Origin of the sequence: Pseudomonas sp. NPDC096917, from assembly GCF_044762555.1 — a bacterium.
In the GTDB taxonomy this organism is placed as follows: domain Bacteria; phylum Pseudomonadota; class Gammaproteobacteria; order Pseudomonadales; family Pseudomonadaceae; genus Aquipseudomonas.
Window position 1 is genome coordinate 86,289 of sequence record NZ_JBIWEO010000002.1, and the last position, 20,919, is coordinate 107,207.

The following is a 20,919-nucleotide window of genomic DNA, read 5'->3' on the forward strand; positions in this document are numbered from 1 at the left end:
CTGTATTGAAAAATGCTTGCGAGCCGACTTTTCAGACAAACCCTAAGAAGGGTCTTGTATAGACGCATCCCCTGTTTCCGGCTGCCTGGCCATCGACGCGCTCACATCAGCAAAACCTCGACCGACGTTATGCAGTGAGCGCGCCCAAGCGCCAGAGTCTGCCGTTTACAGCCGCGGTAGCCACGCTGGCCGTTGGCGGTGCATTGAACGGGCGGCCAGCGCAAATAACCTCAGGCAGGTTGCACGGCCGCCTCTGCTCCTGCGATGCGGCCAAGTACAGAGCCTGAGGTCAGCCCCGCGCCACCGGCGTATTTGACGTAATACAGGTTGCCTACCAACTCGCCGGCGGCGTAAAGACCGCTGATGGGTTTATCTTCGTCATCCAGCACCTGGGCGCGGGTATCGACCTTCAGGCCACCGAAGGTGAAGGTGATGCCGCACGTCACGGCGTAGGCCACGAACGGCGGGCTATCCAGCGGGTTGGCCCAGTTCGACTTGGGAATCTCCAGCCCGTGTGTGTCGCGCCCGTCGCGAATCGCAGGGTTGAAGGGCACCTCACACTGCACGGCGGCGTTATACGTGTCTAGGGTCTGGATCAGGGCACGGCCATTCATGCCTTCCATTTGCTCCACCAACCCTTGCAGGGTCTGAGCCTGGATGCGGGTCGCTTGGCGCACCCGGTACTCGTCGGGCAGCAGATCATGGGTGTGCTGATCGAAGATCTGCCAGGCAACTCCGCCGGGCTGGTTCATGACGTGTGCGCCCATCCCCGAGTAGGTGTAGTTGCGAAAGTCCTGCCCCTCATCGATAAAACGCTTGCCATCGGCATTGACCACAACCCCCAAGTGAAAATAATTTTTCTGTTGATTCAGGCGGTTTAAATCGCCCATTTGCGGGGCATTGACGTCATAAAACACCGCGTGGCAACCCGACCAGTTGCCGTGAGCCACTGCGCCGACGCTCATGGCCATGCGAATCCCGTCGCCGGTGTTGTAGCGCGAGCCCCGGACCTTGGCAAGGTCCCAGCCTGGCCCGAGGTATTTGGTGCGCCATTCAAGATTGGCGTGAAAACCACCGGTGGCCAGAACTAGGCTGCGCGTAGAAAACTGCTGGCCATCGGCGCATTGCAACAGCCATGAGCCGTCCTGGTTGCGCGCGATGTGTTGCGTGCGGCATTCGTAGAACACATCCACCGCTTCTTTTTCCACACGGCGAAACAAGGCATCGACCAGCCCCAGGCCACCACCGGACACCTCGATGGTCAAGCCGCCCCAGAAGCGGTATTTGCCATCTACCTTGAACGCCTGCCGACCGTAGATGGGCATGAAGCGTACGCCCTTGCCGGTCATCCAGCGCAGGGTATCCAGGCTCCGGGATACCACGGTATCGAGCACCTCCGGATCGGAGCGGTACTGGCTCATGGCAGCCAGTTCGCCGAAAAAATCGTCCTGGGTATAGCTGCCGAAGTCACTGTTCTGGACTTCACTGTCCATCAAGTCGGGCATCAACTGGCGCAGATCGTCCACCCCTTGGTAAGCCACCCGGAAGGCGCCGCCCGTGTGCGCCGAATTGCCCCCTCGCTGCTCCCGGGGCGCCCGCTCCAGCAAGGCAACCCGCGCCCCGCTTTCGCGGGCTGAAAGCGCGGCACAAAGCCCGGCATTACCGCTACCGAGCACGATGACATCGTAAGACTGCATAGTTGCTCCTGATCAACCTGTCACACGGATATCCCACACAGCGTGCTGCCCTGACCACGACCGGCAGAGGCAGCCTGCACAGGCTTAGTGCTTGAGGAAATCGATTACCAGACGGTTAAATGCGTCAGCGTGCTCCCACTGTGCCCAGTGGCCGCACTGGCTGAACACATGCAAGCGTGCGTCGGGCAAACCGTTGAGCAACTTGAGGCTCCAGTCGATTGGCACGAAACGGTCATCACGGCCCCAGGTGATCAGGGTCGGGTTTTTGATGTCAGGCAGGTTGGCAGTGAAATCACCCATCTGGAACTTGCTCAGGTCAATGCTTTTGAGGAAGTTTTCCAGATGCTGCGGATTGGCGAGGATGCTTTTGTGGCGCAGATTGATCAGTTCTTCGGTCAGCGCCTTCGGCTCATAGACGAACACGTCCAGCATCTTTTTCAGGTTTTCCAGGCTTGGGTCACGGTATACCCCAAACAGCAATTTGATGCCTTCCATCGGCAGCGGGGTGAACAGGCTGGTGCGCCCTACGCCACCGGAACCCATCAGGATCATCTTGCCCAGACGCTCGGGGTACTCGACGGCAAAACCCAACGCACTACCACCGCCCATGGAGTTACCGACCAGGTGTGCCTTGTCGATGTCCAGGCCGTCCATCAGTGCCTTGATAGCCCGGGCATTGATCACAAAGCGGGGTTCGGCAGTCACCAGCGGGTCGGATTTACCAAAGCCGGGGCAGTCCATCAGGATGACGCGGTAGCCCGCGTCGACGAAGGCATCGACGTTACGGTGGAAGTTTGCCCACCCAGTGGCACCAGCGCCCGAGCCGTGAACCATGATCACGGTTTCTCCCTCCCCGGCTTCGTTGTAATGCATTTTCCACTCAGGGGTCTGGACGAATTTGCTGGTGTTTTCTTGGGTAAATCGACTCATGGGGATCAGTCCTTATTATGGGTTTTGTGGCGGTAGAGGCATCGCGCATCACACGCGGATGTTTGAGCCAGGCAGGAGCGCAACGGAAATGGCACAGACGCTGTTGCGCGCTCCGTGGGCGCACCGGCCAAGCGGTGGCGCCGTCTGACATGGAAAGAGCAATGACTGTGCCATTAGTCTAAAAACGCAAAATCCGTTTTTATTTATTTATTTATCAATAAGTTATAAAACAAACCAATCCGTTGCGGCCAATTTCAGGGTCATGCGCAGGTACGCGGAGTGAGATTTTTTTGCAGGTTCATCAAATTCGAAATTAAAAATATGAATCCCCTGACTCGCAACGTTCAGCAGCTCAACGTCAATCGCGGGTTGAGCGGCCTTCACGCACAGTGTGTGGATGGGCGACCCTTTAGCGTTTGAGCAGGTCCAGCGCCACGTCGACGATCATGTCTTCCTGGCCGCCGACCATTCGCCGCTTGCCAAGCTCGACCAGGATGTCCAGGGTCTTGAGCCCGTACTTGTCGGCCGCCACTTCGGCATGGCGCAAAAAGCTCGAATAGACCCCGGCATAGCCCAGCGCCAGGGTTTCACGGTCCACTCGCACCGGGCGGTCCTGCAGCGGGCGCACGATGTCGTCGGCGGCGTCCATCAGGGTGTAGAGGTCGGTGCCGTGGTTCCAGCCCATGCGTTCTGCGGCGGCGATAAAAACTTCCAGCGGCGCGTTGCCGGCGCCGGCGCCCATGCCGGCGAGGCTGGCGTCGATCCGGTCGCAGCCTTCTTCCACCGCGGTGATGGAGTTGGCCACGCCCAGGCTCAGGTTGTGGTGCGCGTGCATGCCGGTTTCGGTTTCCGGTTTGAGCACGGCTTTAAACGCACGGAAACGCTCGCGGATATCCTGCATGTTCATGGCCCCGCCCGAGTCGGCCATGTACACGCAGGTGGCGCCGTAGCTTTCCATCAGCTTGGCCTGGGCCGCCAGCTGCTCGGCGGGGATCATGTGGCTCATCATCAGGAAGCCCACGGTGTCCATGCCCAGATCGCGGGCGTATTCGATGTGCTGCCTGGAGACGTCGGCTTCGGTGCAATGGGTGGCGATGCGCACCACCCGGGCCCCGGCATTGTAGGCGGCCTTGAGGTCATGCACGGTGCCGATGCCGGGCAGCAGCAAGGTGGTGATCTTGGCGTGGCTGATCACGTCCGCCGCGGCTTCGATCCACTCCAGGTCGGTGTGGCTGGCAAAGCCGTAGTTGAAGCTGGAGCCTTGCAGGCCGTCGCCGTGGGCCACTTCAATGGCATCGACCTTGGCCTTGTCAAGTGCGCGGGCGATGTCCTGCACGTTCTGCAGGGAATACTGGTGGCGCACCGCATGGCTGCCGTCGCGCAGGGTTACGTCGCTGATATAGATTTTTTTACCGTTCATTGGGGCCTCCTCAGGCCTTGAGCATCGACAATGCCATGCGCTCGGCGGTGGCCAAGGCTGCGGAGGTCATGATGTCGAGGTTGCCGGCGTAGGCCGGCAGGTAATGGGCGGCGCCTTCAACTTCAAGGAACACCGAGGTCTTCAGCCCCGAGAATTTGCCCAGGCCGGGAATGTTCAGCGGCGCGTCTGCTGCAATGACGTCGAACTGGACTTTTTGCTTCAACCGATAGCCCGGGACATAGGCGTTGACCGCCGTGGCCATCTCTTCGATGGAGGCTTCGACCTGCGCCGGGTCGGCCGCTTCTGACAGCACAAACACCGTATCGCGCATCATCAGGGGCGGCTCGGCCGGGTTCATCACGATGATCGCCTTGCCCTTGGTCGCCCCTCCGATCACTTCGATGGCCTTGGAGGTGGTTTCGGTGAATTCGTCGATGTTGGCGCGGGTGCCGGGGCCCGCGGATTTGCTGGCGATGGAGGCGACGATCTCGGCGTAATGAACCTTGGCGATGCGCGACACGGCGGCCACCATGGGGATGGTTGCCTGGCCACCGCAGGTGACCATGTTGACGTTGAGCTGGTTGAGGTTGTGTTCCAGGTTGACCACCGGCACGCAGTACGGGCCGATGGCCGCGGGGGTCAGGTCGATCATGCGGATACCGGGTTTGAGCGCGCGCAAAAAAGCGTCGTTTTTGACATGGGTTCCGGCTGACGTGGCATCGAAGACAAAGTCGATGTCCTTGAATTGCGCCATGCGGGCCAGGCCTTCAACACCTTCGTGGGTGGTGGTCACACCCATGCGCCGGGCGCGGGCGAGGCCATCGGAGGTGGCGTCGATGCCGACCATAACGGCCATTTCCAGGTGCCTGGCGTTGCGCAGGACTTTGATCATCAGGTCGGTGCCGATATTACCGGAGCCGATGATGGCGACTTTCAGTTTGTTGTTCATGTCTGTCATCTCAATCAAAGCGCACGGAGCAACTGCCGATGCCGGCAATGCTCACGCGCAGGTTGTCACCGGCCACCACTGGCACCATCGCCGAGAGTGCCCCGGACAAAATCACTTCGCCGGCCTTGAGGCTCATGCCCAGTCGTCCCAGGGTATTGGCCAGCCAGGCAACAGCGATTGCCGGTGAGCCCATGGTCGCAGCCCCCGCGCCAGTGCCGACGATGCGGCCGTTTTTCTCCAGCACCATGCCCGTGGTGTAGAGGTCCAGCGAATTCGGGCTGATGAGCCGGTCACTGAGGACAAACACACCGCATGATGCATTGTCGGCAACGGTGTCCTGGATTTTTATTTTCCAGTCGCGGATCCGCGAATCGACAATCTCGAAACACGCCATCACCCCCTCTGTGGCCCGTAACACGTCGGCCACGGTGATCCCCGGGCCGGACAGGTCGTGCTTGAGCACAAAGGCGATTTCGCCTTCGGCCTTGGGCTGGATCATCCCGGCCATGGCGATGCTCGTGCCCTGATCCACCACCATGGCATCGGTCAACTGGCCGAAGTCCGGCTGGTGCACACCCAGCATGTCCATCACCGCTTGGCTGGTAACCCCTATTTTCTTGCCGATGATCCGCTCCCCGGCTGCAACGCGGCGGCTGATCAAATGCTGCTGGACCTGATAAGCGTGTTCCAGCGTTAGACCCGGATAGCGTTCAGTCAGCGGCGCAATGGGTTGGGCCTCAACCAGGGCGTTGAACAGCTGGTCACCTAGGTGCTGAATATCAAGTGTTGAATCGTTCACGTATCGACTCCTGCCATCGGCTTAAAATTAACGGTCAAGATGCGCGGTGATGGCCCCATAGCCTGCCGCTGCACATTCGCTATCCTGCTCTTCACTGGCACCGGATACGCCTATGGCGCCGAGCAAGCGCTCCCCCAGTTGAAACGGCAATGCGCCGCCCATGGGCACCAGCCGCGGGCGCAACATCAAGCACTGCCTGACGTGCTCGGGCGCATCGCGCAGGCGGTTGCTCACCTCCGCCGTGGGCAGGGCAAAGGACACCGCCGTCAGGGCCTTGTCCTGCGCCAGCTCGATGGTGTGCAGCGGCGCCCCGGCAGTTCTGCCGAAGGCCATCAAGTGCCCGCCGGCGTCGAGCACCGCAATGCTGACTCTCCAGCCGCTGATAGCGGCATGCTGCAGCGCGGTGTCCACCGCCAGCCGGGCAGCGGCCATGCTCAACGGATCAACCAGCCGGGTGCAGGCCACAGACCTGTCTTCATTCATACACTCACTCCCTTATTCAATGCGTTTGCCGGCTCAGTGGCCGCTTGGGCCGGGCGCAACAAAAAACAGCCCAGCGCGGGCACCAGCACCAGCGCCACCAACATGTTGCACAGGAACATAAAGGTCAGCAGAACCCCCATGTCGGCCTGGAACTTGATGGGCGAAAAGACCCAGGTGACCACACCCAACGACAGCGTCAGACCGGTAAACACCACCACGCGCCCGGTGAACATCAGGGCCTGCCGATAAGCCATCGCTAGGCTCTCGCCGCGGCGCATCCAGAACAGCGTCACGCTCAAGATATACAGCGCGTAATCGACACCGATGCCCACGCCCAGGGCTACCACCGGCAAGGTCGCGACTTTCAGGCCCATGTTGAACTGCACCATCAGGGCCTCGGCCAGCAACGAAGTCAGAATCAATGGAAGGACGGCGCAGAGCACTGCCCGCCACGAGCGGAAAGCGATAAAACACAACAGGGTCACGGCTAGGTAAACCCCGAGCAGCATCTGGGTGTTGGCGCTCTTGACCACAATATTGATGGCACTTTCGATCCCGGCATTGCCGGCAGCCATAAGGAAGGTGGCCTGCTCGTCATCGTATTGGTGCGCAAACGCCTCGGTCGTTTTGACCACCGAGTCCAGAGTGTCTGCCTTGTGATCAGAGAGGTAGGCATAGATCGACAACAGACTGCAGTTACCGTTGAACAGCTCCCGCGGTGAGCGCATGGCGGCAGCGTTGATCATCGACTGGTTCGCCGGCAGTTCATCCCACTTGAAGTTGCCCTCGTTCATGCCGACGTTGATCTTGCGCGACAGGCCAGCAATGGACTTGGTGTCTTCAACCCCCGGCAGTTCGCGCAGCCGCCACTCCAGCTCTTCCACCTTGCGCAGCGTGGAATAGTCCACGCATTGACCGGGAGGGGTTTGCACCATGATCACGAACACATCGCTGCTGGCCTGGTAGTGTTCGATGATGAACTGGTTATCACGGTTGTAGCGCGAGTCCGCCCGCAGCTCTGGGGCCCCCGGGTCAAGGTCGCCGACTTTTAGACCATGCCCCATCCACAGGGCACCCATGCCCACAGCCACGGCGCAGACCAGGGCAATTGCCGCAGCGCGCGGGCGGGTGAAGCGGGTGAACAGGCGCACCAGCGGTTGCTCGGGTTGCCCTGCAACCTCGGTTTCATGCTTGAGGCTGCGGGCAGCGGCAGCCGGCGAGACCCCGGTGAACGACAGCATGATTGGCAGCAACGCCAGGTTGGTGAAGACCAGAATCCCCACCCCTAGGCTGGCAATCAACGCCAATTCCTGAATCACCGGGACATCGACGAGGGTCAACACCGCAAAGCCCACCACGTCGGCCAACAGCGCTGTGATGCCCGCCGCAAACAGACGGCGAAAGGTATAGCGAGCGGCGATCAATTTGTGGGTGCCGCGCCCCACATCCTGCATGATGCCGTTCATTTTCTGCGCACCGTGGCTCACGCCAATGGCATACACCAGAAACGGCACCAGGATCGAATATGGATTCAGCTCATAGCCCAACAAAGGCAGCAGGCCCAGCAGCCAGACCACCCCGATCAGGGTGCACAGCTGCACCACCACCGTACTGCGCACACAGCGGGTGAACTGATAAAGGATCACACTGGTTATCAGCACCGCGGCCGCAAAGAATGCCAGCACCGAGTAAAGCCCGTCGATCAGGTCGCCCATAACTTTGGCAAAACCGCTGATGTGGATGTCCACACCATGTGCCTGGTATTGGCTGCGCAGGGCCTCCAGGCTATCGGACAACTGCTTGTAATCGAGCGCCTCGCCGGTTTTCGGGTCGATGTCCAGCAACGGCAAATACACGATGCTCGAACGCAGGTCACGGGCCACCAGCTGGCCTATCTCCCCTGAGCGCTCGACGTTTGCACGCAGGTTCTCCAGGCTCGCCGGGCTGCCATCGAACCCGTCCGGCACCACCGAACCACCGTCGAAACCGTCTTCGGTCACACCTTGCCAGCGCGTGGTGGGGGTCCAGAGCGAACGCATAAAGGCACGGTCGACACCGTTGAACAGGTACAACTCATCATTGAGCTGGCGCAGGGTTTCCATGTACCGGGCGTTGAACACATCGCCCTCTTCGCGCATGGCCACGGCGACCCGCACGGCGTTGCCGGCCCCTTTGAGATCCCGGGCATGCTCCAGATAGTTCAGGGTAAAGGCATGATGCGCCGGAATGGTTTTGGCATAGCTGGCGTTGAGTCGAACCTGGCTGGCCGCCACGGCCAGTAACACTGTGACGATCAGGCAAAAACCCACCACCAGCCAGCGATGGTTGAACAACAGGCGCTCCAGGCGGTTGCCCGAGGACGTGTCAAAGTCCGCCAGGGAGGCGATAGCAGTAAAGCCATCGTTATTACTGATAGCCATAGTCTGTGACCTTCTTCTGTACCGGCCGACTTAGCGCAAGGCGCTCGGAGGGAAACGAGTAATACCGTTAGTGCCAACCGCCAGGCTGCCGCCATCTGGCGTCGCCAGCAGCGCAATCAGCGGAAAACGCTGTTCGGCGGAGACCGCGCGAAAACTGCGGCCGTCGTCACGGCTGATCCAGCCCTGCCCCGACTCATCGGCCAGCAATATCGAGCCATTACGCAACTCGGTGGCCGCGGTCAGGCTTTTGTTTGTTGCCAGTTTCACGGTTTGCCAGCTGGAACCTTGGTCGACCGAACGCAACAGATTCCCGCGCAGACCGAAGACCAGCAGGCTGTTGTCGCCAGAGGCCAGCAAGCCGAAAAAACTTCCGTCATACGGCCCCTGTAGACGGCTGACAGCATTGAGATCTGTGCCGCTGGACATCAACGTCCCCTGCTCACCTGCCAGGTAAAGCCGGCCATTGCTCTGTTGCACGGAGTTCAAGTGCTGCGACTCGCTGCCATCGAGCACGCTCAGCGCCGGTTGCCAGTGCCGGCCTGCGTCCCGGGTGCTGAACGCCAGGCCATAGGCGCCCACCGCCAGTGCCTGTTCAGCACTGATGCAGTGCACCGCCAGAAAAGGCTTGTCGGCCCCTTCGGCCACCAGGCGGCGGGCTTCATCCAGTTGATCCGGGTCCTGGCGCGCGTGCAGGATGGCGTTGGCCGCCTGCACGCCGTCCAGTTGCCGGGTCCAGTTTTTGCCGCCGTCGCGGGTCACGAGAATCACCCCGCGATGGCCCACAGCCCAGCCATGGGCACTGTCGGCAAAACACAGCCCGGTCAGACTGACCGTGACCGGCACATTGGCTTGCTGCCAGTGCTGGCCTTGATCGTCCGAGTACAGGATATGACCGCGCACGCCGGCGACCACCATGCGCTCGCCCGCCATCGCAGCAGCATTGAGCGCCGAGTGGCTGGCCAACGCCGACAGCACCGACTTCTGCTCCAGGGTGTCCGGAGCGTTTCGGCCTGCGGCCACCGTGCCGGTTGCCAGCACGCCCGCGATCACACCCGCAAGGACCTTGCACACCCACCCATTATTTTTGTTATTCACCATATACCTCCGGTAAGACCGGTAAGGGCTCCCGTTCGGAAGCCCTCGCCAGGAACATCAGCGGGCGCTCATCTTGGTCAGCGATTCAGGCGAGAAATAACTTTCACGACGGCGTTCCGTGATCGCGTACTGCTCGTTGCCCGCATCGCCCAGGGCACAGTTGTACATCCAGGCCTTGGTCCGGTGGTCATGAAAGAAGCCGGTGCAATAGTTCACGGTCGCGGGGATATCCGGGGCTACGAAAGGTGTGGCCAGGGCCGTGCGCCACAAGGTGCCTTCGGCATCCCAACCGTCGATGATCGCGTTGCCCCAGGTGTCCTCGTCGTAATAGAACTTGCGCTTGGGCACCGCGTGGCGCTTGCCCTCTTTGAGGGTCGCTTCGACTTCCCAGACGCGGTGCAGCTCCCAGCGCATAAAATCAGGGTTGACGTGACGCTTGGACATGACCTTTTCATCAGCGTTGGCCAGCAACCCGTTGTTGTTGTACGGGATGATCATTTCCTTCTTGCCGATCAGTTTCCAGTTGTAGCGCTCGGGCGAACCCGTGCCGCCGGAGTTCTCATCGACGAAGTTGACGCCCGAAGCCACCGGGTTCGGGGTATCGAAGTTGATACTCGGCGCACGACGCACCCGGCGCTGGCCAGAGAGGTATTGCCACAGGGTGCGGCCCTGCACGTAGTCGGTCACGTTATGCACCATCAACGCCTCGCCCGCGCGAAACGCCGGGGCATAGGTCAGCTGTATGGCCATCATGTAGTTGATGCCGGAGGAGTCCGCAGAGCCCTCTTTGAAGTAGTACGGGTACTGCGCCTCGTCCTCGGCTGCGGTCGCCAGGATCCGTTGACCATCTGCCGTGGTGGTCCATACCTTGTATTTGGTGTGGGTAGACTCACCGCGCCACAACAGCTGGTGATTCCACTGCACCTCGACACCTGATTGGGGGATCGGGAACGGCACGCCGCCATAGGCCCCCTTGACGATCAGGCCATCGCTTTCAAGGCGCGCGTTGGTGGCATTCTTCAACGTGTTGTCGTACACCCACTGCGGTGCCGTGGCCGTGCGACGCGTCGGGTAGACGTCGATGCGGAACGTTTGGGGGTTGTCCTTGAACAGCTGGATCACACCGTCGCTGAGCTTGCTCTGATATTGCGCCAGGTTGGCCGCCGTGATGCTGTACAGCGGTTTGTCCTGACTGAACGGGTCGTAAGCGCGGTGCCCCTGCTGATAGCCAGCCGGTATTGTCGTGTAGCCTCCGGACCAGGCCGGGATGCTGCCGTCAGCGTTTGCACCGCGCTCGGCCCCCAGCGGTGTCAGGGTGGTCTTGAGTGTCTGGGCCTGCTCGGCGCTTACGCCCGCGTAGGCAGACATGACAGCCAGTGACAGGCTCAGGCTGGTCAACAACTGAGTGATTTTATTTTTATGCATGTCCAATACTCAGAATGTGTGGGAAACGCTGAAAGACACAAAGTCCCGATCGGCATTGGTCTGTTTGAATGTCCTGATGCCGTCGATATTGATCGGCCCGGACGGTCCGTAGTACCCGTTATAAGCCAGGGTGAATGTCACCGATTTGAGGTACTCCGCCGACACGCCGAGGTTGTAATCGCCGCCCTTGGCCTGGCTGAAACCGCCGACCGCCGACGAGCGCCCGTCGATGCCGTAGCTAAAACCCATGGGCACTGTCAGGTCGATGCCATCCATGACCTGAAAGTAGGTCGGGGTAAAGGCAACACGAACCGCAGTGGCGTCCCGGGTGGAGTTTGGATCGAGGTTTTCGCGGTTTTTCTGGATGCTCAGGGTCCGGTTCCAGGCCAGCTCGGCCATCAGGGTGGCGGTGTCCCAGAAGCTGCCGGTCGGCATGATGTAAATCATGTTGGCCTGCGCGTGAGCCGTGCGCCCTACCGCATAAAGCGGGTTATTGTGATTGTTGTGATCACCGGTCAGGTCGGTCACCGTCAGGCTTACCAGCGGGGCGTTGTCCCGTACCGAGGTCTCGAACGCAACGTTGACGTCACCAAAGCCGCGTGTAGCACTGAAACCGTAGGCGCGGATGTCCTCTGCGAAGACAAGTTCGTACTCGCCGATCTTGTCAGGACGGCCACCGGCATTGAGCCCGGGGCGCAGCTGGGTCTGGAAGTCCTTATCGTGGTAGTTGATCGCATAGAGGCCAAAGTCGGTATCCAGTGCCTCGGAGCGGTAGCGCAACTGGGTGCCCCACTGGCCGTTGTTCCGAGCCTCGATATCCCGGCCACGGTAGAACGAAGCAGCCGGCACGCCATCGGGAAAGCGCTCCACAACGATCCGTTCCCCACCGGTATCCAGCAGGTCGGCCGGGCTGAAGTAACTGCCCGCCCCCGGAATACGGGTACGTTTCCATTCAAATTGGTAGTAGCCGCCCACCGAGACGGTCGGGGTAACCTGCAATTGCGTGGAGAACTGTTTAACCGGCAACCCCAGTTCTTTGAACTGGGAGTTGGGTACGGTCAACGCGCGGACTGCATCAATGGGCTGCTGGCCTGCGGCAATCCCGTTGGAGCCAAAGAACAGGCTTTCGCCGTAGATCAGCGAGTGCTGACCCAACCGGGACACGCCCCACATCTCATCGCCCAGATCGTAATTGGCGTAGACAAACGCATCTCGGAACTCCGCCTCACGCCCGTGCAGGTTGCGGGTACCACGGGTGAACTGGTCGTAACGCACCGTATAGGAGTTCACCGTTTGCGGGGAGGTGTTATCTGTGCCCCGGTTGTAGACTTCGTCGTACCAGGCCGCACCGCTGACACGCATCCCCACCTTTTGGTATGACAGGTCGAATTCGGAAAACAGGTCAAGGCGATTGGAAATCATGCCCTTGCTGAAGTTGCGGTCCCCGTCGTCCAGGTTCGCGTCGGCGGTCAACTTGCTCTGCCGGTCTTTGACTCGCCAGGCATTGGAGTACTTGACGTTGGTATCGAAGCGGACTTTCAGGTCCTTGTTGCCGGTATCAAAATCAAACGCCTGCACCGTGGTTAAAACCGAACACCCCAGCAGCGCCGTTGCCAGTCTGGTCAACAGCAGACGCTGATCAAACGGGCGCGCACAGCCAAGAACCAGGTTCCTAGAAGTAGACATTCAAGACCTCTTCGGCCATAAGCCGTATTTTTGTTTTTATGGGCCGTCGTCTGCTCAACAGCGGCCGGGTCTTACCGGGAGCAAATCGCTACTCCCGGTACAGCTGTTCAGTCGTGAATTGACACCGCCTCACGGCCAAACATCATCGGTGGCAGTTGCTGCCCTAGCAGATACGCACCGAGCATCCCGGCAGTGTCATCAGCGTTCTGGGTAATGTGGTTAGCGGCGGCGATCACATCGCGCAGGATCCGCTGCAGCGGGTTGTTCAGGTAAATACCGCGCGCCGATGTGGCCTTGAACAGCAGCATCACCGCCTCTTCGCAATCGCGACCGACCCGGGCGATATCGAGCATGTAGTGCACGCGGTCGCTGGCCGGGACCAGTTCGCGGCGCTCAACATACTCGGTGCTTTCGGCCAGCATTTGCAGCAGCCGAGCACGTGCCGAACGCACGCGGACCACCGCATTGCCCAGACGGTCCTTGACGTAAGGGCTCAGCGCCGCATTGCTGCCGTCGGCGGTGTTGGTGCGCACGCTCATCTGGCGGATGTACTCATCGATCCCGCCCTGGCCGATACCTACGATCAGCGCCGATACCGCACCGAAAAATATCTGGTTGAACGGAAATAGGTAGTTGGCAGGACGATCGCTGTAGCTGTAGTCGATCAGGCTGTGAGCACGGTGGTAGGGTACGAAGGCTTCTTTGATAATCAGGCTCTTGCTGCCGGTACCGGCCAGGCCGAAGACATGCCAGTCATCCTCGATGACCCACGCAGAGCTGGGCACCAGCATCGATAAGCGGTCGATCACGGCGCCGTTGGCATCGCGTCGCAGGCCACCGAGGAAGGCCCATTTACCGTGGTCGCAACCACTGGAGGTTTTCCAGGTGCCGCTGATGTTGTAACCACCCTCCACTTCTTCAACTTTACCGAACGGCGGGTAGGAGGACGCAGTGATGACCGTGTTGTCTTCACCCCATGCGTCGAGGCAGGCCTGTTGTTCCAGAGAGCCGTACTCCCACTGGTGGATGCCCAGGATCATCATGTTCCAGGCGCTGCTTGCACAGCCACGCCCCAGCTCCATCAGCACCTTGTAAAACACCGCCGGGTTCATTTCCCAGCCGCCGTACTGCTTAGGCTGCAAGATCTTGAAGAAGCCCGCGGCGACGAACGTGGCGATGGTTTCACGGGAAACCATACGGTTGCGCTCAACCGAATCGGCTTTTTCGATCAACATCGGGATCAACTCACGCGCACGCTCCAGCAGTTGCGCTTCGGTTGGAATCACCTCGGTGCCCAGAGGCCCGGTTTGTTTGACGAAGTTGTTCATAGGTCTGTTATCTCTTGTTTTATTGTTATGCCGGCGTGCCAAGATCGGCCCGGGTGTTACTTGAGCGTGGCGAACTTGCTGTTGAAGTAGACCAGGGCCCCGTCCTGCTCCTGCAGGCCTCGCACACCAATCACTTCACCGATGAACATGTCGTGGGTGCTGGCGGGGATCACTTCGGCCAGTCGGCACTCAAAGCTGACCAGGGCGTCTTCGAGCAGCGGTACTCCGCTGATGCCCGGCTCCCAGTTGCCTTCGGCGAAGCGCTGTTCGCCGGCTACGCCCTCGACCATGCCGGCAAAGCGCTTGGCGATCACTTCCTGGTCATGGGCCAGCACATTGATGCTGAAGGCCCCGGCCCGCTTGATCAGTTCATGGGCGCGAACATTGCGGTTCACACAGATCAGCAGCCGCGGCGGATCGGCGGTGATCGAGCACACGGCCGTGGCGGTCAGGCCAGCTCTTTCGCTGTCCGTGCCGCTGGCGATGACCACGCAGGCACCGGCCAGATGGCGCATGCCCTTGCAGAAATCCGCAGTCGCAACCATCGGTGGAGTCACCCGCGGCGTACTGCTCGATTGAATGGCGTTTAACATCTGGAATACCTCACTGTGTCATGGGCATGGGTGGCCCTTGATGCTTGATCAATGCACGGTCCGGCAACTGGCCGATACTTAAAGGACGATGTTGCGCTTGTGGCCCCAGTCGCTCATTTTGCTGAACGCTTTGACTTCCCAGTGCTGCTCATCAATCACTACGCCACCCCAGCCCATTTCGAAGTTGAAACCTGAGGGGGTCTGGGCATAGAAGGAGAACGTCTTATCGTTGGGGTGGTGCCCCAATTCAAGGACGATCGGGATGCCCGCCTTGATGCAGCGGTCATAGGCCATGCCCACGTCGTCCATGTTTTCCACCTGCACCATGAAGTGGTTCAGAATCTTGGGGGACGGGGCCTGGGCCGTGGCGATGGAGTGGTGACGACCGGTGGCGGTATGAAAGAACGTAGCGTCTACCACCATTCCCGGTTTGACCTCCTCACGGATGTAGTCGCTCACCCGCAGCTTCAGGACATCCTGGTAAAAGCGCACGGTCTGCGGGCCGTCCTTGGCAAACGGGAGGATGTGACCTATGCCCAGTTCGCCGGTGACGAACTTGCCTTTAAGCACCTTGGAATGGAACACGTCATTGAGGCCGGCTTCACGATGGCCGAAGAAAAACTCGTGCGTGAAACCGTTCGGGTCCTGGCAGCTGTAGGCTTTCTCGACCATCCGCCGCTGTAGCAGTTCGTCGGACAGCACCTCCACTGCAACCCCTTTTTCACGCACCTCGGCAACGTAACTTTGCAGCGCCTGCTCACTGCGAAACTGCCAGCCCGCAACCAGAATGTCGTCGATGGGGTTCTGCTCAAGAAAAAAACGCTGGGCATATTCGTCCATGCGCAACGTCAGCCCATGCTCATCGCGACTGGCGACTTGCATGCCGATAATGTCGGTGGCGAGCCATTGCCACTTATCCAGGTCACTGACCCCGAATCCTGCGTAGGCCAACGCGTGTATTTCTGCCACTGCCTGCACCTCATCTTGTTTTTGTTGTCCTGCCTGCTTCAGGAAATCCCATGAAGGAGCAGCCGTGACAAGGACAAGAGCAAGCGCTGTGCCAGCTATCAGCATCACCCCGAATAAAATAAATACATCTCAATATTCAACAAGTTAAAAAAACAAAAGACGTATTCAGCCGTTTTTTCGCTAACATCGCGCAACAGTGCTCAATTAATAAAAATCGGAATTTATGAATTTCATTCAAGGATTTTCATGAATCCTGACCATTTGGCGGACAGGCTCGGGACGGATAGCGCAGTCACTAGGCTTATGTTTAAGTACGCGCAGCCACTTGCCGCGCCACGCCCTCGGCAACACCATGTTGGGCACGCGTTTGGCTTCGGTTTATCGTTAATATTCAAATAAAAACAAAAGGCTTATCAGATGAGTACACCCTCGATCGAGGCTGATGCGCCCGCGCATCAATCGAGCAGGCGCAGCGGTATCAACATCATCACTGACTTGCGCTTCCCGGATATGCAGGACCTGGTAGACCGGCTTTATTTCAACCCCCAGGAGGGGCTGATCTGGCTGGACGACAAGCGCATGATGCTCATGCATGTCGAAGCCTTCGGCGCCTTGCGCCAGGAACTGCTGGAAAGTAATGGCGTGGAGTACACCCGCGGCGTGCTGACCCGGGTCGGCTACCTGACAGGTCAGCGCGATGCCGACCTAGCGATCAAGGCTCGGGGCGCCGGCAATGAACTCGACATCGTCGCTGCTGGCGGCCAGTTGCATTCATTGTCGGGGGTCGTCCAGGTAGCCCCTGTATGCATCGAGTTCGACCATGCCAAAGGCTTTAAATACAGCGAATTCACATGGAAGCGCTCGGTTGAAAGTGACGTGCATATCGCCGCCAACGGCTCCAGCACCGACCCCATTTGCTGGATGGAAGTGGGTTACAGCTCTGGTTTCATGAGCCGCCTGATGGGCCGCCGCCTGCTGGCCCGTGAGACGGAATGCCAGGGCTGCGGGCATGACGTGTGCCGCGTCGTGGTCAAGCCCGTCGAGGATTGGGACAACACCGAGGACGACCTCAAGTACTTTCAGCCGAGGGTCAGCGACCATCGCCGCAGTCAACCGCTCAAGCCTGTGCCCAAGGTTGTGACGCCATCACCTTTTGGCCTGGGAGACCAGCAATCCGTCAACGCCGATCTGGCCCGTCCAGTGGGCAGCTCGGCGGCCTACCACCTGGTCATGCATAAAATTCTGCGGGTGGCGGGCACCCATGCCACGGTATTGCTGCTGGGAGAAAGCGGCGTGGGTAAAACCATGTTCGCCCACGAGTTGCACCGTAACAGCCTGCGCGCCCATACCCCCTTTGTTGAGATCAACTGTGCCGCGATCCCGGAGCAACTGATCGAGTCAGAACTGTTCGGGGTTCAGCGCGGCGCGTACTCCGGGGCCACCGAGGCGCGCCCGGGGCGGTTTGAAATCGCCCACGGCGGCACGATTTTTCTGGATGAGATCGCAACGTTGAGCATGACCGCACAGGGCAAACTGCTGCGCGTGCTGCAAAGCGGTGATCTGGAACGCCTGGGCAGCAACAAAACCATCAAGGTCGATGTACGGGTCATCGCCGCCACCAACGAAGACCTGGCCAAGGCGGTCAAGGCGGGACGCTTTCGCAGCGACCTGTTCTATCGGTTGAACGTGTTCCCGGTGACCATCGCACCGTTGCGCGAGCGCAAGGACGACCTGCCCTTGTTGCTCGACACGGTCATGCGCAAATTGAGCACCTTGCATGGCCGGCACCTGGCCGGAATCACGCCAAGGGCACTGCAAGTGATCCTGGACTATCACTGGCCGGGCAATATCCGGGAGTTTGAAAACGTCATTGAGCGCGCGGTGATCCTCTCCGACGCCGGCGACCTGCTGGATATACGCCACCTGTCGGGGCTCGATGCTCTGGGTGGACAGCCCGAACGCATTGGCACCGTGGGCTGGGAAAGCGGCCCGGCCATCGGCATTCGCATGCCGGACAACCCGCCAAGCGTGGTATTGGCCCAACAGGAGAACGCCAGCCACGAGCAGTTGCTAGCCGTGGCGCAGCGTGCCTTGCAACGTGGCCCTGTGCGCCTGAGACTCATCGAGGAGGTGTACATCGAGGTGGCCATGAAACTCAGTGACAACAATATCTCCCGGGCTGCAACCCTGCTGGGCCTCAGCCGTGCGCAACTGGATTATCGGGTGAAAAAAATGTCGCAGGACGAACCTGATTCGCACTGAGCCCCTGAACAACAGCGCCGGCTCGATGAGCCGGCGCTATTGTCGTGCCTGAACGGGGGGGATCAGGACTCAGATGAAAGCTTCGCTGGAGTTCACTGAGGTGCAGAAGCGCGCAATGCTGCCCATTGAGTTTTCATGCTCCTGCGCCGATGGCGAAGCGCAGCAGTCTTCCAGCACCACCACATCAAAGTCACGGTCGTGGGCGTCGCGTACCGTGGCCTGCACCACGGCCTGAGTGCTCACCCCACTGCAGTAAATCTTCTCGATGCCTTCACGGCGCAACAGCAGTTCCAGGCCTGTGGCGTAGAACGGCGAAACCCGGTGTTTGACAATGTCCCAATCCTTGCCGTGTGGCGCCAGCTCATCATGCACGGCACCACCCCAGGCATCCTTTTTCAAAATACCGTTCTTGGCGATAGGGCCGAACACTTGCGAGTCCGGGTTGGCTTCACGATGGTCATCGGAAAACGCGACCCGCACATAAGCCACCGCAATACCTTGGGCACGGGCTTTGGCAATAGCCGCAGCAGTGCGGGAGATAATCTCCCTACTGCGCACTTGTTCGCCAAGCGGGCCTTTTCCACTGGCACCGTCGGGGTGTACCAGGTCGTTTTGCATGTCCAGAACCAGATAGATACTTTTCATGTTTACTTTTCTCTCAGTTGAATCAGTCGCACCACAGTGCGCCGTTGATATCGAGGATTTCGCCGCTGATAAATCCTGCCTTGTCCGACAGCATGAAGCTGACCGCCGCCGCCACTTCGTCGGCACGGCCCATGCGGCCAAGGGGAATCAACGCACGCAGGTTTTGCGGAAAAGAATCGGTCATGTCAGTGGCGATCGGCCCGGGCGCAACGGCATTGACCCGTACGCCCGAGCTTGCCAGTTCCTTGGCCAGAAACAGGGTCATGGTGTGCACCGCAGACTTCGACATGCCGTAGGCTACGCCAGCGGCGCTGGCCTGCTCAGCGGCATCAAGCCAGGGCCGGGCATTGCCGCCATTCTTACCGACCACCGAGCCGATATTGACGATGCTGCCGCGCTTGCGCTCGGCCATCAGTTGGCCGATCAACTGGCAGGGAACCAACGTCCCGAGGACGTTGACCCGCATCACCCGTTCAAACTCAGAAACCTTGAGCTCCAGCGCACTGCCGGAGGACAGGACCCCGGCGACATTGACCAGCGCGCAGATCGGGCCCATATGCTCCTCGATCTCGTCCACGGTATCGCGTACTGCAATGCGTGAAGCCACGTCGCAGGAATAAAAGCGCGTGTTGGCGGGCAACGTCGCAGGCGAGGCCAGGTCGAGCGCAGCCACCTGATAGCCCTCACGGCTCAGCAGCCTGCACACCGCACTGCCGATGGAGCCTCCTGCCCCGGTCACCACGGCAACGTTCATTGTGCGCCCCGCTGCTGTGCAGCCGCCTGGCCAGCCAGGCGACCGAATACCAGGCCCTTGAGGACCGATGTACCGCCTGCGTAATTACCGAAGTACATGCCCACCGTCTCCCCGGCCGCGTACAGATTGCGAATCGGATCGCCGTCGACGTTGACCACTTGAGCCTGCTCGTCCACCTTCAAGCCGCCAAATGTGAAGACGTTTGCCGAGATGATCGGATAGGCGAAATAAGGGCCGCGATCGAGCGCTAACGCCCAGTTGCTTTTCGGCGGTTCAAGCCCGACCGTGGCCAGGCCATCAACCTGCAATGGCGTATACTCGCCAGGGCGGCAGGCCGCGTTATAACTCGCGACTGTCTGCTCCAGCGCTGCAGGCGCGATGCCCAGCCTGGCAGCCAGTTGCCCCAGGGTGGGTGCCTCGATGGCCGGCTGATCGGTGCGAATCGCCAACCGGTAGTTGGGCACATCCTTGACCTTCTGATCGAGAATGACCCAGGCAATTCCTTCGTCCTGCAGATAAATCTGCCGGGTGACCCGCTCATACCAAGCGTCGACCGTACCCGGTGCCTCATCGGTGAACCGCAACCCTTGTTTGTTCACCAGCACGCCGTAGGGGAAAACGAAAATCGACGGTTCGGAAATCCCCGAGCGCGGATCAACCGGCTCGGCATGATAGCTTCCGTACTCGCCGCTGGGCGCGGCGCCAACGTCAAGCGCCATCTGAATCCCTTCGCCACGATTGTAATAAGCGCCCTTGCACACCGGGCGTAGAAACACCGAGCGCGGCCCCAGATAACGCCCCAGCATTTCGGCATTGCCTTCAAAGCCTCCACTGGCCAGGACCACGGCACCGTTGAATATCAGCTCACCCCGTTGCCGCGACAGCGCCCGGACTCCGCTCACTCGGTCCAGGCCTGCGGTGACCAGTTGGCGACCCGAGGTTTCATAGAAAAATTCCACACCCAGGGTTTCGGCCTTGCTCGCTAGGGCTTCAACGATGGCCTCGCCGCCGCCCACGGGCAGCAAGCGTGGTTGAGTGCTGGTCAGAAATTGAGTGGGCAGGAAATCGAACTTGACCCCGTTGCTTTTCAGCCACTCGATGGTCCCTGCGGCCTGCCCGGCGAACGTGCTGATCACACTGGCATCGATCGATGCCAGCGCACGGGTTTGCACGGACCAGTCAGCCCGCTCAGCCAGCGTTTCGGCCACGAAATCGGGGTCTTGATAGTAGCCGGAGTGCTCCGCCAGAAACGTATCGAAGTCATCGGTGACTTCATGATGGCTCTTCATGCGCAGATACGCTTCTGTAAAGCGGCTCTGGCCACCGCGCTCCTCACGGGTCGCCCGTTCCAGAACCGCCACCCGCAGCCCGTGCTCGGCGCCTGCAACGGCTGCCGACAGGCCCGCCACGCCGCAGCCCACTACGATCAGATCAAAGTTCAACTCAGCCATTGGGTAGTTCCTC

General features: G+C 60.0%; 17 protein-coding genes. 1 reads left to right on the top strand and 16 read right to left on the bottom strand.

The annotated features are described in order from the left end of the window. Positions 1 to 230: 230 nt before the first annotated feature. From tcuA to ACIQYF_RS02645, 13 genes are all read right to left on the bottom strand, one after another. Positions 231 to 1,697 (bottom strand): FAD-dependent tricarballylate dehydrogenase TcuA, encoded by a 1,467-nt coding sequence (gene tcuA / locus ACIQYF_RS02585; protein ID WP_402856442.1) that lies wholly within the window; start codon positions 1,695 to 1,697, stop codon positions 231 to 233. Between the two features lie 84 nt (positions 1,698 to 1,781). Next, on the bottom strand, positions 1,782 to 2,627 hold the full coding sequence (locus ACIQYF_RS02590) for an alpha/beta fold hydrolase (protein ID WP_402856445.1): 846 nt from the start codon (positions 2,625 to 2,627) through the stop codon (positions 1,782 to 1,784). A gap of 409 nt (positions 2,628 to 3,036) precedes the next feature. Next, positions 3,037 to 4,047 carry a 4-hydroxy-2-oxovalerate aldolase gene (gene dmpG / locus ACIQYF_RS02595; protein ID WP_402856448.1) on the bottom strand — a complete coding sequence of 337 codons (1,011 nt, stop codon included), beginning with the start codon at positions 4,045 to 4,047 and terminating at the stop codon, positions 3,037 to 3,039. Positions 4,048 to 4,057: 10 nt separating this feature from the next. Then, entirely contained in the window at positions 4,058 to 4,996 is a 939-nt protein-coding gene (locus tag ACIQYF_RS02600; protein ID WP_402856451.1) for an acetaldehyde dehydrogenase (acetylating), read from the bottom strand. A gap of 10 nt (positions 4,997 to 5,006) precedes the next feature. Further along, positions 5,007 to 5,795, bottom strand: a complete 789-nt coding sequence (gene dmpE, locus ACIQYF_RS02605) for a 2-oxopent-4-enoate hydratase (protein ID WP_402856454.1) — start codon at positions 5,793 to 5,795, stop codon at positions 5,007 to 5,009. A gap of 27 nt (positions 5,796 to 5,822) precedes the next feature. Further along, on the bottom strand, positions 5,823 to 6,278 hold the full coding sequence (locus ACIQYF_RS02610; RefSeq protein ID WP_402856456.1) for a heme-binding protein: 456 nt from the start codon (positions 6,276 to 6,278) through the stop codon (positions 5,823 to 5,825). Next, the gene (locus ACIQYF_RS02615; protein ID WP_402856459.1) at positions 6,275 to 8,698 is read right to left on the bottom strand and encodes an RND family transporter; all 2,424 of its coding nucleotides are present in this window, start codon (positions 8,696 to 8,698) and stop codon (positions 6,275 to 6,277) included. Before ACIQYF_RS02615 ends, ACIQYF_RS02610 begins: the two co-directional genes overlap by 4 nt. Before the next feature lie 30 nt (positions 8,699 to 8,728). Then, positions 8,729 to 9,793 (bottom strand): WD40/YVTN/BNR-like repeat-containing protein, encoded by a 1,065-nt coding sequence (locus ACIQYF_RS02620; RefSeq protein ID WP_402856462.1) that lies wholly within the window; start codon positions 9,791 to 9,793, stop codon positions 8,729 to 8,731. A gap of 57 nt (positions 9,794 to 9,850) precedes the next feature. Further along, positions 9,851 to 11,218 (bottom strand): DUF1329 domain-containing protein, encoded by a 1,368-nt coding sequence (locus ACIQYF_RS02625; RefSeq protein ID WP_402856465.1) that lies wholly within the window; start codon positions 11,216 to 11,218, stop codon positions 9,851 to 9,853. A 9-nt stretch (positions 11,219 to 11,227) separates the two neighbouring features. Next, entirely contained in the window at positions 11,228 to 12,904 is a 1,677-nt protein-coding gene (locus ACIQYF_RS02630) for a DUF1302 domain-containing protein (RefSeq protein WP_402856468.1), read from the bottom strand. Positions 12,905 to 13,011: 107 nt separating this feature from the next. Then, complete coding sequence (locus ACIQYF_RS02635) at positions 13,012 to 14,232, bottom strand: acyl-CoA dehydrogenase family protein (RefSeq protein WP_402856471.1); 1,221 nt, start codon at positions 14,230 to 14,232, stop codon at positions 13,012 to 13,014. 56 nt (positions 14,233 to 14,288) lie between these two features. Then, positions 14,289 to 14,825 carry a flavin reductase family protein gene (locus ACIQYF_RS02640; protein WP_402856474.1) on the bottom strand — a complete coding sequence of 179 codons (537 nt, stop codon included), beginning with the start codon at positions 14,823 to 14,825 and terminating at the stop codon, positions 14,289 to 14,291. A 78-nt stretch (positions 14,826 to 14,903) separates the two neighbouring features. After that, positions 14,904 to 15,794, bottom strand: coding sequence for a VOC family protein (locus ACIQYF_RS02645; protein ID WP_402856476.1), 891 nt, complete (start codon positions 15,792 to 15,794; stop codon positions 14,904 to 14,906). Between the two features lie 417 nt (positions 15,795 to 16,211). On the opposite strand from ACIQYF_RS02645, the gene ACIQYF_RS02650 reads away from it, so the two are divergent. Beyond that, positions 16,212 to 18,056 (top strand): sigma 54-interacting transcriptional regulator, encoded by a 1,845-nt coding sequence (locus ACIQYF_RS02650; protein WP_402856479.1) that lies wholly within the window; start codon positions 16,212 to 16,214, stop codon positions 18,054 to 18,056. 69 nt (positions 18,057 to 18,125) lie between these two features. Here ACIQYF_RS02650 and ACIQYF_RS02655 read toward each other — a convergent pair whose 3' ends face one another. From ACIQYF_RS02655 to ACIQYF_RS02665, 3 genes are read right to left on the bottom strand one after another with little or no spacing between them, the layout of a single operon-like run. Beyond that, the gene (locus ACIQYF_RS02655) at positions 18,126 to 18,701 is read right to left on the bottom strand and encodes a cysteine hydrolase family protein (protein ID WP_402856482.1); all 576 of its coding nucleotides are present in this window, start codon (positions 18,699 to 18,701) and stop codon (positions 18,126 to 18,128) included. 22 nt (positions 18,702 to 18,723) lie between these two features. Beyond that, positions 18,724 to 19,455, bottom strand: a complete 732-nt coding sequence (locus ACIQYF_RS02660) for an SDR family NAD(P)-dependent oxidoreductase (RefSeq protein ID WP_402856485.1) — start codon at positions 19,453 to 19,455, stop codon at positions 18,724 to 18,726. After that, positions 19,452 to 20,906: an FAD-dependent oxidoreductase gene (locus ACIQYF_RS02665; protein ID WP_402856488.1), complete on the bottom strand. Its 1,455-nt coding sequence runs from the start codon at positions 20,904 to 20,906 to the stop codon at positions 19,452 to 19,454. The genes ACIQYF_RS02660 and ACIQYF_RS02665 overlap by 4 nt, the downstream gene beginning before the upstream one ends. Between the last annotated feature and the right edge of the window lie 13 nt (positions 20,907 to 20,919).